The 16,419-nt window shown below is 68.7% G+C and carries 17 protein-coding genes; 14 read left to right on the forward strand and 3 right to left on the reverse strand.

Going from position 1 to position 16,419, the window contains the following annotated elements; translation table 11 throughout:
- Positions 1-72 precede the first annotated feature (72 nt).
- The 14 genes from G3N64_RS07555 to ureG all read left to right on the forward strand — a co-directional run bounded on the left by G3N64_RS07555 (position 73) and on the right by ureG (position 12,934).
- On the forward strand, positions 73-729 hold the full coding sequence (locus G3N64_RS07555; RefSeq protein WP_205783198.1) for a protein-L-isoaspartate O-methyltransferase: 657 nt from the start codon (positions 73-75) through the stop codon (positions 727-729).
- Between the two features lie 14 nt (positions 730-743).
- Complete coding sequence (locus tag G3N64_RS07560) at positions 744-1,067, forward strand: rhodanese-like domain-containing protein (RefSeq protein WP_011351193.1); 324 nt, start codon at positions 744-746, stop codon at positions 1,065-1,067.
- Between the two features lie 469 nt (positions 1,068-1,536).
- Entirely contained in the window at positions 1,537-2,844 is a 1,308-nt protein-coding gene (gene urtA, locus G3N64_RS07565) for an urea ABC transporter substrate-binding protein (protein ID WP_205783199.1), read from the forward strand.
- A gap of 146 nt (positions 2,845-2,990) precedes the next feature.
- Positions 2,991-4,610, forward strand: a complete 1,620-nt coding sequence (gene urtB, locus G3N64_RS07570) for an urea ABC transporter permease subunit UrtB (RefSeq protein ID WP_205783200.1) — start codon at positions 2,991-2,993, stop codon at positions 4,608-4,610.
- Position 4,611: 1 nt separating this feature from the next.
- Positions 4,612-5,799: an urea ABC transporter permease subunit UrtC gene (gene urtC, locus G3N64_RS07575; protein WP_205783201.1), complete on the forward strand. Its 1,188-nt coding sequence runs from the start codon at positions 4,612-4,614 to the stop codon at positions 5,797-5,799.
- On the forward strand, positions 5,796-6,653 hold the full coding sequence (gene urtD, locus G3N64_RS07580) for an urea ABC transporter ATP-binding protein UrtD (RefSeq protein ID WP_205783221.1): 858 nt from the start codon (positions 5,796-5,798) through the stop codon (positions 6,651-6,653). Before urtC ends, urtD begins: the two co-directional genes overlap by 4 nt.
- 4 nt (positions 6,654-6,657) lie before the next feature.
- Complete coding sequence (gene urtE, locus G3N64_RS07585) at positions 6,658-7,350, forward strand: urea ABC transporter ATP-binding subunit UrtE (protein WP_205783222.1); 693 nt, start codon at positions 6,658-6,660, stop codon at positions 7,348-7,350.
- A gap of 160 nt (positions 7,351-7,510) precedes the next feature.
- On the forward strand, positions 7,511-8,386 hold the full coding sequence (locus G3N64_RS07590; protein WP_205783224.1) for an urease accessory protein UreD: 876 nt from the start codon (positions 7,511-7,513) through the stop codon (positions 8,384-8,386).
- A 237-nt stretch (positions 8,387-8,623) separates the two neighbouring features.
- Positions 8,624-8,926 carry an urease subunit gamma gene (gene ureA, locus G3N64_RS07595; RefSeq protein ID WP_006406310.1) on the forward strand — a complete coding sequence of 101 codons (303 nt, stop codon included), beginning with the start codon at positions 8,624-8,626 and terminating at the stop codon, positions 8,924-8,926.
- A gap of 8 nt (positions 8,927-8,934) precedes the next feature.
- Positions 8,935-9,240, forward strand: a complete 306-nt coding sequence (locus G3N64_RS07600) for an urease subunit beta (protein ID WP_205783226.1) — start codon at positions 8,935-8,937, stop codon at positions 9,238-9,240.
- A gap of 27 nt (positions 9,241-9,267) precedes the next feature.
- Positions 9,268-10,974, forward strand: coding sequence for an urease subunit alpha (gene ureC, locus G3N64_RS07605; RefSeq protein ID WP_205783228.1), 1,707 nt, complete (start codon positions 9,268-9,270; stop codon positions 10,972-10,974).
- 22 nt (positions 10,975-10,996) lie between these two features.
- The gene (gene ureE, locus G3N64_RS07610; protein WP_205783230.1) at positions 10,997-11,602 is read left to right on the forward strand and encodes an urease accessory protein UreE; all 606 of its coding nucleotides are present in this window, start codon (positions 10,997-10,999) and stop codon (positions 11,600-11,602) included.
- Entirely contained in the window at positions 11,589-12,269 is a 681-nt protein-coding gene (locus tag G3N64_RS07615) for an urease accessory UreF family protein (RefSeq protein ID WP_205783232.1), read from the forward strand. Before ureE ends, G3N64_RS07615 begins: the two co-directional genes overlap by 14 nt.
- 17 nt (positions 12,270-12,286) lie before the next feature.
- Positions 12,287-12,934, forward strand: coding sequence for an urease accessory protein UreG (gene ureG / locus G3N64_RS07620; RefSeq protein WP_085039640.1), 648 nt, complete (start codon positions 12,287-12,289; stop codon positions 12,932-12,934).
- Between the two features lie 63 nt (positions 12,935-12,997).
- On the opposite strand, the gene waaA is transcribed toward ureG, so the two are convergent.
- The 3 genes from waaA to waaC are packed head-to-tail and all read right to left on the reverse strand — an operon-like array spanning position 12,998 to position 16,351.
- Positions 12,998-14,353, reverse strand: a complete 1,356-nt coding sequence (gene waaA / locus G3N64_RS07625) for a lipid IV(A) 3-deoxy-D-manno-octulosonic acid transferase (RefSeq protein ID WP_205783234.1) — start codon at positions 14,351-14,353, stop codon at positions 12,998-13,000.
- 37 nt (positions 14,354-14,390) lie between these two features.
- Complete coding sequence (locus G3N64_RS07630) at positions 14,391-15,275, reverse strand: Kdo hydroxylase family protein (RefSeq protein ID WP_085039638.1); 885 nt, start codon at positions 15,273-15,275, stop codon at positions 14,391-14,393.
- A gap of 32 nt (positions 15,276-15,307) precedes the next feature.
- Positions 15,308-16,351: a lipopolysaccharide heptosyltransferase I gene (waaC, locus tag G3N64_RS07635; protein ID WP_346778806.1), complete on the reverse strand. Its 1,044-nt coding sequence runs from the start codon at positions 16,349-16,351 to the stop codon at positions 15,308-15,310.
- Positions 16,352-16,419 lie beyond the last annotated feature (68 nt).

A 16,419-nucleotide genomic window follows, 5' to 3' on the forward strand; every position in this document is an offset into this window, starting at 1 on the left:
CCGCCCCGTTTGGTACAATCACGAAGTTTCTCTATCCCCCGCTGATGGCCGACCAGGCTGCGTGACCACACCATGAATATCGAAAACGCGCGTTTCAACATGATCGAACAACAGATCCGGCCGTGGGACGTGCTGGATCTCGACGTCCTGGGCCTGCTGTCGATCGTCAAGCGTGAAAACTACGTTCCGGCCGAATACCGCGATCTCGCGTTCGCCGACCTCGAACTGCCGCTGCCCGGCGGCCGCAGCAAGATGCTGTTCCCGCGCGTCGAAGCGCGCGTGCTGCAGGAGCTGACGGTCAAGAAGCACGAGAACGTGCTCATCATCGGCGCCGGCTCGGGCTACCTGGCCGCACTGTTCGCGCATCGCGCGCAGCACGTGACGGCCGTCGAGATCGATCCGACGATCGCGAAGTTTGCGGAAGAGAACCTGCGCAACGACGGCGTGACCAACGCGGAAGTCGTCCTCGGCGACGGTTCGCGCGGCTGGGCCGCCAAGGCGCCGTACGACGTGATCTGCGTCGCGGGCGGCCTGCCCGTCGTGCCGCAGGAAATGCTCGAACAATTGAAGGTCGGCGGCCGTCTCTCGGCATTCGTCGGCGGCCGTCCGGTGATGAAGGCGCAGATCATCACGCGCATCGACGACAAGCAGTACCGCGTCGCCGACGTGTTCGAAACCTACATCGACCACCTCGTCAACGCGATCGAGCCGTCGCGCTTCAAGTTCTGAGCAGCGGAGCCTCCATGCAGATCCTGACGGCCGCGATGCTCGCGGAATGGCTCGGCGACAAGGCGCGCCCCGCCCCGGTCGTGCTCGACGTGCGCGAACCGTGGGAAATCGCGACTGCGCACATCGCCGGCAGCGTGTCGATCCCGATGCAGCAGATTCCCGCGCGCAGCGAAGAGCTCGACGACGAAGCGGAAATCGTCTGCGTGTGCCATCACGGGATGCGCAGCGCGCAGGTCGCGATGTTCCTCGAATCGCGCGGCTTCACGAAGCTGTACAACCTGCAAGGCGGGATCGACGCGTGGTCGCGCGACGTCGATCCGTCGGTGCCGCGATACTGATCCTGCCGGTGGCGCATCACGCGCCGCCGCCGCACCGGCCGGCACCTTGCCGCCGGTCACACTGATCCGCCGAACGGGCGCGCATCGCGCGCCCGTTTCTGTTTCCCGCTCCGGTTGACTTCCGCGCGTCGTCTCGATGACCGACTGCGGCACCGCGCTGCGCCGGCGCTCTGCCCGCGCTCTGCCCGCGCTCCGCCCGCGTGATGCGAAGTCATGGTGCACGGCAGTTCCGGCACCGCACGCAGGCACCGGAACGAAGAACCCCGACCGTGCACCATTTACGCCCGTGACCCTGCACCGCGACGGACCGCGCATGCTGCACGAAGCGTCACGCGCACCGTCCCGACGCCTCACACGGCCCCGCGCAGGCACGCCGGACGTGCATCCGCACGACTGGCACATGCCTTGCGTTACCTGTTGGCACACGCCTTCACGGCGCACGCACATCCAACACGACAAGGGGATCCCGATGAAACGTCGCAGTCTGTTGAAGTTCGGTTCGATGGCCGGCGCACTCGCGCTCGCGGGCAAGAGCCCGTTCGTACACGCGGCCGATGCGGGCACCGGCCCGATCAAGGTCGGCATCCTGCACTCGCTGTCGGGCACGATGGCGATCTCGGAGACGTCGCTGAAGGACACCGCGCTGATGACGATTGCCGACATCAACAAGAGCGGCGGCGTGATGGGCCGCAAGCTCGAGCCCGTGGTGGTCGATCCCGCGTCCAACTGGCCGCTGTTCGCGGAGAAGGCGCGCCAGCTGCTCACGCAGGACAAGGTCGCCTGCGTGTTCGGCTGCTGGACGTCGGTGTCGCGCAAGTCCGTGCTGCCGGTGTTCGAGGAACTGAACGGGCTGCTCTACTACCCGGTGCAGTACGAAGGCGAGGAAATGTCGCGCAACGTGTTCTATACGGGCGCCGCACCGAACCAGCAGGCGATCCCGGCCGTCGAGTACCTGATGAGCGCGGAAGGCGGCGGCGCGAAGCGCTTCTTCCTGCTCGGCACCGACTACGTGTATCCGCGCACGACCAACAAGATCCTGCGTGCGTTCCTCAAATCGAAGGGCGTGAAGGACGCCGACATTCAGGAGGTCTACACGCCGTTCGGCCACAGCGATTACCAGACCATCGTCGCGAACATCAAGAACTTCTCGCAAGGCGGCAAGACGACCGTAATCTCGACGATCAACGGCGACTCGAACGTGCCGTTCTACAAGGAGCTCGGCAACCAGGGGATCAAGGCGACCGACGTGCCGGTCGTCGCGTTCTCGGTCGGCGAGGAAGAGCTGCGCGGGATCGACACGAAGCCGCTGGTCGGCCACCTCGCCGCGTGGAATTACTTCATGTCGGTGAAGAACCCGACCAATACGAAGTTCAAGGACCAGTTCGCCGCGTGGGTGAAGGCGAACAACCTGCCGGGCGGCGCGAAGCGCGTGACCAACGACCCGATGGAAGCCACCTACGTGGGCATCCACATGTGGAAGCAGGCCGTCGAGAAGGCAAAGAGCACCGACGTCGACAAGGTGCGCGTGGCGATGATCGGCCAGACCGTCGCCGCACCGTCGGGCTTCACGCTCGCGATGGACGGCAACCATCACCTGCACAAGCCGGTGATGATCGGCGAGATCCGCGGCGATGGACAGTTCAACGTCGTGTGGAAGACCAAGACCGCGGTGCGCGCGCAACCGTGGAGCCCGTACATCGCGGGCAACCAGGGCAAGCCGGACATCGTCACGTCGATCCCGGCCTTCCTGCGCCGGCAGCGCGCGGCGCTCGCCTGATGCAGGGCGGCGCGTCGTGCTTCACGCGCGACGTGCCGCTCGCACGCCGATGCCGATATCGATGCGCGGGCGCTTGCCGTGATGAACCGCAAGCGCCCGCGCATCGCCGCCGGCATCCGCCTCCCCACGCCCGACAGGATTTCCCGATGCCCACACGCTTTCGCCGAGCCGCCGTCGCAATCGTCGCGTGCGCCGCCCTCGCGGGCGGGCTGCCGCACGCCGCGTTCGCGCTGACGGCTACCGATACCGCCGCGCTCGCCGGCGACGACTTCGACGCGAAGACGGCCGCGATCGAACGGCTTGCCGCCGACTCCGATCCGCGCGCCGTCGCGGTGCTCAACGCGCTGTCGACCGGCGACGCACTCGCGACCGGCGACGGCCACCTGCTGATCCAGACCGGCGACACCGCGCACGACGCGCTCACGCAGGCCGCGACGCCGTCCGGCGACGCACAGCCCGTGATGCTGAACAACCTGCTGCGCACGAAGATCACGGGCGCGCTGTCGGGCCTCGCACTCGCGTCGCCCGATGTCGCCGCGCGCCGCGACGCGATCGATGCGTTGCTGAAATCGCCCGACCCGTCACTCAAGCCGATGATCGACCGCGCCCGTGCCAAGGAAACCGATCCGGCGCTGAAGCGCCGCCTCGACGCCTTGTGGGCGATCGCCGCGCTGCACGATGCCGATCCGGCGAAGCGCCTCGAAGCCGTGCAGGTGGTGGCCGCGCGCCACGACCTCGACATGATCGAGCAGTTGCGCCCGCTCGTCGCGAAGAACGCCGACGGCAGCTACGCGGAACCCGACGCACGTGTACGCGACGCCGCGCAGCAAGGGCTCGACGCACTGCATTCGCTGCAGCGCCGCGGCGAAATTGCCGGCACCCTGTTTGCCGGCCTGTCGCTCGGCAGCGTGCTGCTGCTCGCCGCGCTCGGCCTCGCGATCACGTACGGGCTGATCGGCGTGATCAACATGGCGCACGGCGAATTCCTGATGATCGGTGCGTACGCAACCTATGTCGTGCAGACGCTGATCCAGCACTACGCGCCCGGCGCGTTCGACTGGTATCCGCTCGTCGCCGTGCCGGTGTCGTTCGTCACGGCCGCGCTCGTCGGCATCGTGCTCGAACGGCTCGTGCTGCGGCACCTGTACGGCCGCCCGCTCGAGACGCTGCTCGCAACCTTCGGCGTGAGCCTGATCCTGATCCAGGCGACGCGGATGCTGTTCGGCGCGCAGAACGTGCAGGTCGTGAACCCGTCGTGGATGAGCGGCGGCGTGACCGTGATGCAGAACCTGATCCTGCCGTACAACCGGCTCGTGATCCTCGCCTTCGCACTTGCGGTCGTGTTCATCGCGTGGGCCGTGCTGACGAAGACGCGGCTCGGCCTGTTCGTGCGCGCCGTCACGCAGAACCGCCGGATGGCCGCGTGCGTCGGCGTGAAGACCGCGCGCGTCGATGCGTATGCGTTCGCGTTCGGCGCGGGCATCGCGGGCCTCGGCGGCTGCGCGCTGTCGCAGATCGGCAACGTGGGCCCCGACCTCGGCCAGAACTACATCATCGATTCGTTCATGGCGGTCGTGCTCGGCGGTGTCGGGCAGATTGCCGGCACCGTGCTCGGCGGCTTCGGGCTCGGCCTCGCGAGCAAGGCGATCGAGCCGTTCTGGGGTGCCGTGCTCGCGAAGATCGCCGTGCTCGTGATGATCGTGCTGTTCATCCAGAAACGTCCGCAGGGCATGTTCGCCCCGAAGGGCCGCAGCGCGGAGGCTTGACGTGACTTCATTCAGCCATTCCCTGTCGAACCCGGCCGCCGATACGCCGAAGCCATCTGCCGCCGCACCCGCGGCAGACGGCTTCGCGCTCGGCCTGCCGCCCCGCCCCGCACTGCTGTCGCGGCGCGCGTGGCTCGCACTGATCGCGCTGTGCATCGCGATCGGCATCGGCGTGCCGCTCGCCGCGCTCGTCGCGCCCGAGTCGAGCGCATTCCACCTGTCCGCGTACACGATGACGCTCGCCGGCAAGCTGATGTGCTACGCGATCGCCGCGCTCGCGCTCGATCTCGTGTGGGGCTATTGCGGGATCCTGAGCCTCGGCCACGGGCTGTTCTTCGCGCTCGGCGGCTATGCGATCGGCATGTACCTGATGCGCGAGATCGGCCGCGACGGCAAGTACGGCAGCGACCTGCCCGACTTCATGGTGTTCCTCGACTGGCACCAGTTGCCGTGGTACTGGAGCGGCACGCAGCATCTCGCGTGGGCGCTCGCGCTCGTCGTGCTCGTGCCGGCCGTGCTCGCGTGGGTGTTCGGCTTCTTCACGTTCCGCTCGCGCGTGAAGGGCGTGTACCTGTCGATCATCACGCAGGCCATGACGTTCGCCGCGATGCTGCTGTTCTATCGCAACGAGACGGGCTTCGGCGGCAACAACGGCTTCACCGATTTCAAGCGCATCGCGGGCTTCGCGATCACGTCGCCCGGCACGCGCACGGTGCTGTTGCTGCTGACGTTCGCGACGCTCGTGCTCGCATTCGTCGCCGCGCGCGCGATCGTCACGAGCAAGCTCGGGCGCGTCGTCACCGCGGTGCGCGACGGCGAGACGCGGCTGATGTTCCTCGGCTACAGCCCGCTCGCGTACAAGCTGTTCGTGTGGACCGTGTCGGCCGTGCTGTGCGGCATCGCGGGCGCGCTGTACGTGCCGCAGGTCGGCATCATCAACCCCGGCGAGATGTCGCCCGGCAACTCGATCGAGATGGCGATCTGGGTCGCGGTGGGCGGGCGCGGCACGCTGATCGGGCCGATCGTCGGCGCGTTCGCGGTGAACGGCGCGAAGAGCTTCTTTACCGCGTACTTCGCCGAATACTGGCTGTTCTTCCTCGGCCTGATCTTCGTGCTCGTGCCGCTCTTGCTGCCGCGCGGGATCATGGGCCTCGTCGAAACCGTGCTCGCGAAGGGGAAACGCGCATGAACGGAACGGCCCTCTACCAATTCACGCCGCCGCCCGAAGACGAACTGCTGGCCGTCAGCGGCACCGCATCGATGGGGCGCGTGGTGCCGCCCGGCATCGACACGTCGCACGGCACGATCCTCTACCTCGAGGATATCGAGGTGAGCTTCGACGGCTTTCGCGCGCTGAAGAAGCTGTCGCTCGCGATCGACGCGGGCGAACTGCGCTGCGTGATCGGCCCGAACGGTGCGGGCAAGACGACGATGATGGACGTGATCACCGGCAAGACACGCCCCGACGCGGGCAAGGTGTTTCTCGGCCAGACCATCGACCTTGCGCGAATGAACGAGCCCGAAATCGCACGTGCGGGCATCGGCCGCAAGTTCCAGAAGCCGACCGTGTTCGAACAGCATCCGGTGTGGGAGAACCTCGAGCTCGCGATGCAGACCGACAAGGGCTGGCTCGCGTCGCTGCGCGCGCGGCTCGACCGCACGGCACAGGCGAAGATCGAGGAGACGCTCGCGCTGATCGGCCTCGAAAGCCAGGCATTCCGCGCGGCCGGCGAGCTGTCGCACGGGCAGAAGCAGCGGCTCGAGATCGGCATGCTGCTGATGCAGCGCCCCGCGCTGCTGCTGCTCGACGAGCCGGCGGCCGGGATGACCGACCAGGAAACGATGGAACTCGCCGAGCTGCTGAACACGCTGCGCGGCACCTGCTCGATGATGGTCGTCGAGCACGACATGGAATTCGTCGCGGCGCTCGCGGGCGACACGGGCCGCGTGACGGTGATGGCCGAAGGCGCGGTGCTCGCGCAAGGCACGCTCGACCAGGTCAAGCGCGACGACGCGGTGATCGAGTCTTACCTCGGACGATGATGCGATGCTGAAGATCGATGCACTGAACCAGTTCTACGGCGGCAGCCATATCCTGCGCAACGTGAACCTCACCGCCGACGACGGCAAGCTCACCGTGCTGCTGGGCCGCAACGGCGTCGGCAAGAGCACGTTGCTGCGCTGCCTGATGGGCGTCGTCGCCGCGAAAAGCGGCAGCGTGTCGTGGCGCGGCACGGCGCTCGGCGCGATGCCGCCGTATGCGCGCGTCGCGGCCGGGCTCGCGTACGTGCCGCAGGGCCGCGACATCTTTCCGCGGCTGACCGTCGAGGAGAACCTGCTCGTCGGCGCGGCGAGCCGGAAGGCGCCGTCGAAGGTGCCCGACCGCATCTACGACCTGTTCCCGGTGCTGAAGGACATGCGCGCACGGCGCGGCGGCGACCTGTCGGGCGGCCAGCAGCAACAGCTCGCGATCGGCCGCGCGCTGATGAGCGAGCCGCAGTTGCTGATCCTCGACGAACCGACCGAAGGCATCCAGCCGTCGATCATCCAGGACATCGGCCGCACGCTGCGCCAGCTCGTCGACGAATCGAAGATGACCGTGCTGCTCGTCGAACAGTATTACGATTTCGCCCAATCGATCGCTGATCGCTACTGGGTGATGAGCCGCGGCGAGATCGTCGCGGGCGGCGACGCGCAGGACATGGAAGCGAACGGCGTGCGCGAACTGATCGCGGTGTGACGCGCGGTACGGCGGCGGGCGCAGCGGCACCGGCAGAGGCAGGCGGCAGGCTCGCAGTGCGGCCGCACGCGGCACTTCCAGCGAACGCGGCATCTGCATTATTGTTCCGGTAGCATCCACGTTCTTCGTGCCCGTTTCACCTGCTCCCCGTTCGCCGCCGATGTCCGCCCCCGATTCCCATGCCCCGCTGTCCCGCCCCGCCGTCGCCAAGTCGTGGCACGGCCGCCTCGAACTCGGCTTCGAGCGGCACGGCGCGCGCACGACGCTCGCGCACCGGCTGCACGACGGCCCGCTGCGCGTGCAGCGGCCGCTGTACCCGGAAGGCGACGCGATCTGCCACGCGGTGATCGTCCACCCGCCGGGCGGCGTCGCGGGCGGCGACCGGCTCGACATCGACATCGCGCTCGGCAACGGCACGCACGCGGTGCTGACGACGCCCGGCGCGACCAAGTGGTACAAGTCGAACGGCCTCGATGCGACGCAGCGCATCGGCATCACGGTCGGCGAGCACGCGAAGCTCGACTGGCTGCCGCAGAACAACCTGTTCTTCGACGCGGCGCACGCGTCGCTCGACTTCACGGTGACGCTCGGCACAGGCGCGAGTGCGATCGGCTGGGACGCGTCGCAGCTCGGCCGGCAGGCGGCCGGTGAAACCTGGTCGGCGGGCCGCATCGCGTCGACCTCGGCACTCGTCGATGCCGGCGGGCGGCCGCTGTGGACCGAACGCGCGCTGCTCGATGCGCACGACCCGCTGCGCGGCGCGCTGCAGGGTCTTGCCGGCTTTCCCGCGTACGGCACGCTGTGGGCCGCCGGCGCCGCGTGCGACGCCGCGCTCGCCGAATCGCTCGCCGCGCGGATGCCGTTCGATGCGACGCTGCGCGCGGGCGCGACCTGCGTGACACCCGGCGTCGTGCTGGTCCGCGCGCTGTCGACGTCGATGGAAGCGCTGCAACGCCACTTCACCGACTGCTGGCTGCATCTGCGGCCGATCGTGCACGGCGTCGGCGCACGGCCGCTGCGCCTCTGGCAAACCTGAGCGCGGTCGCGCCACGCACCGTTTCGGCGCAGTGCCGCTCCCGGGCGCTGCACGTTATCCATGCATCGCGCACCATGAACGCGCATCGCGCTGCGTTCGATGCGCATGGCACGCGCCTTGCTCCTTACATAACCGATACACAACGCACGCAAAACAGCACGGTGCTACGATGACCTGCGCGTTCGCCCCGGTGCGCACGCGCCGATAAAAATTACGTTTTCCTGAACGTCTGCCTTCATGAAACTGACTCCCCGCGAGAAGGACAAGCTGCTGATCTTCACGGCGGCGCTGCTGGCCGAGCGCCGTCGCGCACGCGGCCTGAAGCTCAACTATCCGGAGGCGGTCGCCTTCATCACCGCCGCGCTGATGGAAGCCGCGCGCGACGGCAAGACGGTCGCCGAGGTGATGCACTACGGCACGACGCTGCTCACGCGCGACGACGTGATGGACGGCGTGCCGGAGATGATTCCCGACATCCAGGTCGAGGCGACCTTCCCCGACGGCACGAAGCTCGTGACCGTCCATCACCCGATTCCGTGAGGCCCCGCATGATCCCCGGCGAAATCCTCACCGACGACGGCGAACACGAACTGAACGCGGGCCGCGCGACGCTGACGCTCGTCGTCGCGAACACCGGCGACCGCCCGGTGCAGGTCGGCTCGCACTACCACTTCTTCGAAGTCAACGACGCGCTGTCGTTCGATCGCGTGGCCGCGCGCGGCTTTCGCCTGAACATTGCGGCCGGCACCGCCGTGCGCTTCGAGCCGGGCCAGACGCGCACCGTCGAGCTGGTCGCACTCGCGGGCGATCGCACCGTCTACGGTTTTCAGGGCAAGGTGATGGGGCCGCTGTAAGCCGCCCCGCTCTTCAGGAACAGCAACATGACACTACGCTTGAGCCGCCGCGCGTACGCGGAAATGTTCGGGCCGACGACGGGCGACCGCGTCCGGCTCGCCGATACCGAACTGCTGATCGAGATCGAACGCGACTTCACGACCTACGGCGAGGAAGTGAAATTCGGCGGCGGGAAGGTGATCCGCGACGGGATGGGCCAGTCGCAGCGCGTGGCCGCCGACGTGCCCGACACGATCATCACGAACGCGGTGATCCTCGATCACTGGGGCATCGTGAAGGCCGACATCGCGATCAAGCACGGCCGCATCGCCGCGATCGGCAAGGCCGGCAACCCGGACATCCAGCCGGGCGTGACGATCGCGATCGGCGCCGCGACCGAAGTGATCGCCGGCGAAGGGCTGATCGTGACGGCCGGCGGCATCGACACGCACATCCACTTCATCAGCCCGCAGCAGATCGACGAAGCGCTCGCATCGGGCGTCACGACGATGCTCGGCGGCGGCACGGGGCCGGCCACCGGCACCAACGCGACGACCTGCACGCCGGGCCCGTGGCACATGGAGCGGATGCTGCAGGCCGCCGACGGCTGGCCGATCAACCTCGGCTTTCTCGGCAAGGGCAATGCAAGCCTGCCGCAGCCGCTCGTCGAGCAGATCGCGGCCGGCGCGATCGGCCTGAAGCTGCATGAAGACTGGGGCACGACGCCCGCCGCGATCGACAACTGCCTGTCGGTCGCCGACGATACCGACACGCAGGTCGCGATCCACACCGACACGCTGAACGAAGGCGGCTTCGTCGAATCGACGGTGGCCGCGTTCAAGGGCCGCACGATCCACACGTACCACACCGAAGGCGCGGGCGGCGGCCATGCGCCCGACATCCTGAAGGTGTGCGGCGAGGCGAACGTGCTGCCGTCGTCGACCAACCCGACGCGCCCGTACACGATCAACACGCTCGACGAGCATCTCGACATGCTGATGGTGTGCCATCACCTCGATCCGTCGATCGCCGAGGATCTCGCGTTCGCCGAATCGCGGATCCGCCGCGAGACGATCGCGGCCGAGGACATCCTGCACGATCTCGGCGCGCTGTCGATGCTGTCGTCCGATTCGCAGGCGATGGGCCGCGTCGGCGAGGTGATCATCCGCACCTGGCAGACCGCGCACAAGATGAAGGTGCAGCGCGGCGCGCTGCCCGAGGACGGCGCACGCAACGACAACTTCCGCGCGAAGCGCTACGTCGCGAAGTACACGATCAACCCGGCGCTCACGCACGGCATCGCACACGAAGTCGGCTCGATCGAGCCCGGCAAGTGGGCCGACCTCGTGCTGTGGGAGCCGGCGTTCTTCGGGATCAAGCCGTCGATGATCCTGAAGGGCGGGATGATCGCGATGGCGCAGATGGGCGACCCGAACGCGTCGATCCCCACGCCGCAGCCCGTTCACTATCGCGAGATGTTCGCGACGCGCGGCGGTGCGCTCGCGCGCACGTCGCTGACCTTCGTGTCGCAAATGGCCGCCGATGCGGGCATCGCGGAACGCTACGGCCTCGCGAAGCGGATCGTGCCCGTGCGCAACTGCCGCAACGTGACGAAGGCCGACATGATCCACAACGCGTGGCGCCCGTCGATCAGCGTCGATCCCGAAACCTACGACGTGATCGCCGACGGCCAGTTGCTCACCTGCGAGCCGGCCACGGTGCTGCCGATGGCGCAGCGCTATTTCCTGTTCTGACCTGCTTGCCGGTTTTCGATTCATGCGCACCCTCGACAAACGCATTGCCCCGAACGTGAAACTCGCCGCGTCGCTCGTCGCGCGCGCGCCGACGCTCACGCTCGCCTACGACGCCCGCTGCAAGAGCCGCCTTGCGGCGACGCTCGACACCGGCGAGGACGTCGCGGTCCTGCTGCCGCGCGGCACGATCCTGCGCGACGGCGATGTGCTCGTCGCCGACGACGGCGCACTCGTGCGCGTTGCCGCGGCGCCGGAGACCGTGCTGCGCGTGCGCGCAGCCGATCCGCTCACGCTGATGCGCGCCGCGTACCACCTCGGCAACCGTCACACGCCGGTCGAGATCGGCGACGGCTACCTGAAGCTCGAAGCCGACCCGGTGCTCGCGGACATGCTGCGCCGGCTCGGCACGCAGGTCGAGGAGACCCTTGCACCGTTCCAGCCGGAAGCCGGTGCGTACGGCGGCGGCCACAAGCACGGACACGACGCGACGTTCGCCGAGGATTACGCACTCGCGCAGCAGGTGTTCGGCGAGCATCACGGCCACTCGCATTCGCACGACCACGACCACGACCACGACCATCAGCATGGTCCCGGTTGCGCGCACGGCCACGGCCATGACCACCACTGAACTCGTCGCACTGCTGCACCTTGCGTCGCCGGCGCTGCCGATCGGCGCGTTCAGCTATTCGCAGGGGCTCGAAGCGGCGCTCGACGCAAACGTGATCCACGACGCGGATACCGCGCGCGACTGGATCGCGAGCGGCCTGACCGACGTGCTCGCGCACGGCGAGCTGCCGTTCCTCGCCCACCAGCTCGCGCGCTGGCACGCACATGACGCACCGGCGCTCGTCGCCGAAAACGCGTGGTTCGTCGCGAGCCGCGAATCGGCGGAACTGCGCCGCGAGACCGAACAGATGGGCTGGTCGCTTGCGCAGCTCTGCGCGTCGCTTGAATGGGGCGATGCCGCGCGCCGCGCGACGCTCGCGGAGATTGCGCCGGTCGCGCTGCCCACCGCATTCGCGTACGCGGCCGCCGCGCACGACGCGAGCGCCGACGCGGTGCTCGCTGCGTACGCATTCGGCTGGGTCGAGAACCAGACGTCCGCCGCGCTGAAGGCCGTGCCGCTCGGCCAGCTCGCCGGGCAACGCATCATCGTCGCGCTGCGCGGCGCGATCGACGCGGCCGTGCGCCGCGCGCTCGCGACGCCGCCCGACGCCGTCAACACGTTCGCGCCGCAGCTCGGCATCCTGTCCGCGCGGCACGAAACCCAGTATTCGCGGTTGTTCCGCTCCTGAACACGACGCTACCCGCCATGAACGCACCTGCTTCCTCCCCCGCCCGCCGCACGAAGAAACTGCCGCCGCTGCGCGTCGGCATCGGCGGCCCCGTCGGCTCCGGCAAGACCACCCTGCTCGAAATGCTGTGCAAGGCGATGCGCGACCAGTACGACCTCGTCGCGATCACCAACGACATCTATACGAAGGAAGACCAGCGGCTGCTGACGGTCGCGGGCGCGCTGCCCGAGGAACGCATCATGGGCGTCGAGACGGGCGGCTGCCCGCACACGGCGATCCGCGAGGATGCGTCGATCAACCTCGAAGCGGTCGACCGGATGCTGTCGCGCTTTCCCGACGCCGACATCGTGTTCATCGAATCGGGCGGCGACAATCTCGCGGCGACCTTCAGCCCCGAGCTGTCGGACCTGACGATCTACGTGATCGACGTCGCGGGCGGCGAGAAGATTCCGCGCAAGGGCGGCCCCGGCATCACGAAATCCGACCTGCTCGTGATCAACAAGACCGATCTCGCGCCGCTGGTCGGCGCGAACCTCGACGTGATGGCGTCCGACACGAAGAAGATGCGCGGCGAGCGGCCTTACGTGATGACGAACCTGAAGGCGCTCGAAGGCGTCGCGGACGTGATCGCGTTCATCGAGAAGAAGGGTTTGCTGACGGTCTGAGCGGCGCGGCGGCGCCATACGGTGCCGCCGCGCGTGCTCCCGGCGGCATTGCGCCGCCTTCGCCTAGTCGTCGGAAGTGTCCTGCGCGTCCTGCAGTGCGCGCACGCCGCGTTCGGCGGGCGGCAGCAGTGCCGCGAGCACGTCGACCGTGCGCGCGGTCGCGCCGCGGTGACGTGCCGCGAAGGCCGCGCCGGCCGCGCCCATCGCGATGCGCCGCGCGTTGTCGGCGAACAGTGCGTCGAGCACGTGCGCGAGATCGAGCGGATCCTCGACCTGCAGCGCCGCGCCGGCCGCGACCGCGTCGGCGGTCGCCTGCGTGAAGTTGAACACGTGCTTCCCGATCAGCACCGGCACGCCGACCGCGCACGCTTCGATCAGGTTCTGGCCGCCGAGCGGCAACAGGCTGCCGCCGATGAACGCGATGTCGGCGGCCGCGTAGTACGCGCCGAGCTCGCCCATCGAATCGCCGAGCAGCACCGTCACGTCGTCCGGCAGCGGCTCGGCAGCCGGACGGCCGGCCGCGAGCGCCGCCGTGTCGGCCGCCCAGACGGAGCGTCGCACGCACTTGAGCCCGCTGCGCGCGACGAGCGCCTCGACCTCGGCGAAACGCTGCGGATGACGCGGCACGAGCACCAGCAGTGCGCCGGGCGTGCGCATCGCCGCGAAGGCCTGCAGCACCAGCGCCTCCTCGTTCTCGCGCGTGCTGGCGGCAACCCACACGGGCCGCGTGCCGATCGCGTCGCGCCACGCATGGCCGCGCGCCGCGAGTTCCGGCGGCGTCGTCATGTCGAATTTCAGGTTGCCGAGCACGGTCACGTTGCGCGCGCCGAGCGACGTCAGCCGCTCCGCATCGGCCGGGCTCTGCGCGAGCACGCGCGAGAAGCCGCCGAACACGTCCCGCGTCGCCGCGCCGAACTTCCCCGCACGCCGGAACGAACGCGCGGACATGCGCGCATTGGTCAGCACCAGCGGCACGTCCGCACGGCGGCATTCGTCGATCAGCGTGGGCCACACCTCGGTTTCCATCACGAGGCCGAGCGTCGGCCGCCACGCGCGCAGGAAGCGCCGCACCGCGCCGGGCATGTCGTACGGCAGGTAGCAGCGCAGCACGCGATCGCCGAAGATCTGTTCGCCGGTCGCGCGGCCGCTCGGCGTCATGTGCGTGAGCAGGATGCGGGCATCGGGGCGGGCGTGCATCAGCGCGTCGATCAGCGGCTGCGCCGCGCGCGTCTCGCCCACCGACACCGCATGCACCCAGATCAGCGGCGCGCGGTCGTCGCGCGAGCGGCCCGCCACGTGGCCGAAGCGTTCGCCGACGTGCTCGCGATAGCCGCGCTCCTTGCGCGAGCGCACGTAAAGCCGGATCACGGCGATCGGTGCGACGAGCCACCACAGCGCGCGATAGATCGCCCTCAGCATGCAGCGGCCCTCGTCTTGCTTCGGAGAAGAGGCGCGCTCAAACCAGCGCCCTGCCCTTCAGGCGCTCGAGAATGCCGAGCGGCGCGCATTCGCGGCGGACCATCGCGTCGACCGGCAGGAAGAAGGTCTGTTCGAGCATGAACTGGCCGGACATCACAGCGTGCGAAGTCTGATCCGAGAAACATATCCACACGCAGCCCGGCGGAAACGGCATCGTCTCCTGCGGGCTCGTCTTCTGGTAGTCGAGATCGGCCTTCATGCTGTCGTGCAGGTTCAGCATCAGGTGGTCGTACGCGCTGCGCGGCGACTTCGTCACGTGCAGCAGGTTCAGCAGCCATGCCGCGCCCGGCAACTGCGGCTTGATGTGCGGCAGGAAGCGCTTCGCGACGTCCTCGAACGGCTCGCCGACGCGCCACACGCGCGGCACGCCGGCCGGGTTCACGTTCGTGAACACGCGCAGGATGCGCTCGCCGTAGTTGGGCCGCGACGGGAACGCGTCGACGTGCAGCCGGCTGTCGTCCTTGCGCCACGACGTCTGGCGCGTCTCGACCTGCATCAGCCGCAGGCTCGTCGGCGCGACGCGCAGCTTGCCGCGATACTCGGGAAAGAGGCCGTCGACGAGCGTGCCGGCCTGCTGCTGGAAACGCGCGACGAGTGCGCGCACCGCCGACTGCGTGACGCTGTCGCCTAGCACGCCGGCGAGCGCGCCGCCATTCGGCGCGAGGCTGATGTTCTTGCGTTTCGGATCGGCGAGCGCCGGATCGAGCAACGCTTCCTCGCCGCCTTCGATCGCGAAGCGCAGGTGCGGAAAGTACAGCACCTTGCCCTCCTCGACAGCGGCCAGCAGCTGCTCGCGCGGCGCCGACAGGTTGTGTCCGCTCCAGTCGGCGGACGGGACTTCGATGATCTGGGATTCGCTCATGATCGGTTCGCGTGGGTGCGCGTGTGACAGCGTTACAGGAGACCGAAGCCCGCGAGCGCCGACTTCACCTGCGCGATCGACGGGGGTTGCCCCGCCGTGCCGAGATTGACGACGTTCGGCGACCAGTAGCCGCCGGTCCGCCAGGCCGTCGCGAAATTGTACAGTTCGACCGTCGGACGCTTCAGCGCCGCCGCGATGTGAACCAGACCTGTATCAACCCCGACGATCGCATCCGCGCCGTCGATCAGGCCGACCACGGCCGGCAGCGACAGCTTCGGCGGCACGATCGCCGCCGCGCCGAACGCCTGAGCCAGCCGCTCGCTGGTCGCACGCTCCGCGTCGTTGCCCCACGGCAGCACGAGCGACGCGCCGCGCCGCACGAGTGCCTGGCCGAGCTCGATCCACGCGGCGTCCGGCCACTGCTTGTCGGCGCGCGACGTCGCATGGACGAACACCACGTACGGCACCGGCAGGTTCAGGCCGAGCGCGGCCACCGCGAGCGCCGCCGCGCGTGTATCGAGGCCGAACTCGACCGGGTCGGCCGGCGTCGGCGCCGGGTCGTCCAGCGCGGCCGCGACGAGTTGCCGCGAGCGCTCGACGACGTGCGTGCGCGGCGCGATCGGCACGCGTTTGCGGTAGAAGAAGCGCACGGGCCACTCGTAGCCGGCGCCGTCGGTGCGGTTGCCGAGCCCGACGAGCGGGCCGCGCGCCCAGCTCGCGACCCAGGCCGTCTTGATGAGGCCCTGACAGTCGATCACGAGGTCGTACTGCTCGGCCGCGAGGCGCCGGCGGAACGCGCGGATCTCGCGCCACGTGGCGCCCGAAAACGGCTTCTTGCGCCAGCGGCGCAGCGAGAACGGCAGCACGTTGCGCACACCGTCGACGAGCTTGACCAGGTCGACGAAGCTTTCCTCGACGAGCCAGTCGATCTGCGCATCGGGGTGGCGGCGCCGGATATCGGCGATCACCGGCATGTTGTGCACGACGTCGCCCAGCGACGACACGCGCACGATCAGGATCTTTTGCACGCTGAAAAAACGCCGGCTGGCAGCCGGCGACAAGCAGAAAGGAGCGATTTTATCGCGCCCGGGGCGTCACACAGACAAAAAGCGGCCGCACGCCTGTGGCGTGCGCCGCTTTTCGG

Source organism: Burkholderia sp. Ac-20344 (genome assembly GCF_017104975.1).
Classification (GTDB): Bacteria; Pseudomonadota; Gammaproteobacteria; order Burkholderiales; family Burkholderiaceae; genus Burkholderia.

Excerpts from the sequence above, each read along its gene's own strand:
- G3N64_RS07555 (WP_205783198.1), top strand. The coding sequence starts at position 73 with ATGAATATCGAAAACGCGCGTTTCAACATGATCGAACAACAGATCCGG.
- G3N64_RS07560 (WP_011351193.1), top strand. The coding sequence starts at position 744 with ATGCAGATCCTGACGGCCGCGATGCTCGCGGAATGGCTCGGCGACAAG.
- urtA (WP_205783199.1), top strand. The coding sequence starts at position 1,537 with ATGAAACGTCGCAGTCTGTTGAAGTTCGGTTCGATGGCCGGCGCACTC.
- urtB (WP_205783200.1), top strand. The coding sequence starts at position 2,991 with ATGCCCACACGCTTTCGCCGAGCCGCCGTCGCAATCGTCGCGTGCGCC.
- urtD (WP_205783221.1), top strand. The coding sequence starts at position 5,796 with ATGAACGGAACGGCCCTCTACCAATTCACGCCGCCGCCCGAAGACGAA.
- urtE (WP_205783222.1), top strand. The coding sequence starts at position 6,658 with ATGCTGAAGATCGATGCACTGAACCAGTTCTACGGCGGCAGCCATATC.
- G3N64_RS07590 (WP_205783224.1), top strand. The coding sequence starts at position 7,511 with ATGTCCGCCCCCGATTCCCATGCCCCGCTGTCCCGCCCCGCCGTCGCC.
- ureA (WP_006406310.1), top strand. The coding sequence starts at position 8,624 with ATGAAACTGACTCCCCGCGAGAAGGACAAGCTGCTGATCTTCACGGCG.
- G3N64_RS07600 (WP_205783226.1), top strand. The coding sequence starts at position 8,935 with ATGATCCCCGGCGAAATCCTCACCGACGACGGCGAACACGAACTGAAC.
- ureC (WP_205783228.1), top strand. The coding sequence starts at position 9,268 with ATGACACTACGCTTGAGCCGCCGCGCGTACGCGGAAATGTTCGGGCCG.
- ureE (WP_205783230.1), top strand. The coding sequence starts at position 10,997 with ATGCGCACCCTCGACAAACGCATTGCCCCGAACGTGAAACTCGCCGCG.
- G3N64_RS07615 (WP_205783232.1), top strand. The coding sequence starts at position 11,589 with ATGACCACCACTGAACTCGTCGCACTGCTGCACCTTGCGTCGCCGGCG.
- ureG (WP_085039640.1), top strand. The coding sequence starts at position 12,287 with ATGAACGCACCTGCTTCCTCCCCCGCCCGCCGCACGAAGAAACTGCCG.
- waaA (WP_205783234.1), bottom strand. The coding sequence starts at position 14,353 with ATGCTGAGGGCGATCTATCGCGCGCTGTGGTGGCTCGTCGCACCGATC.
- G3N64_RS07630 (WP_085039638.1), bottom strand. The coding sequence starts at position 15,275 with ATGAGCGAATCCCAGATCATCGAAGTCCCGTCCGCCGACTGGAGCGGA.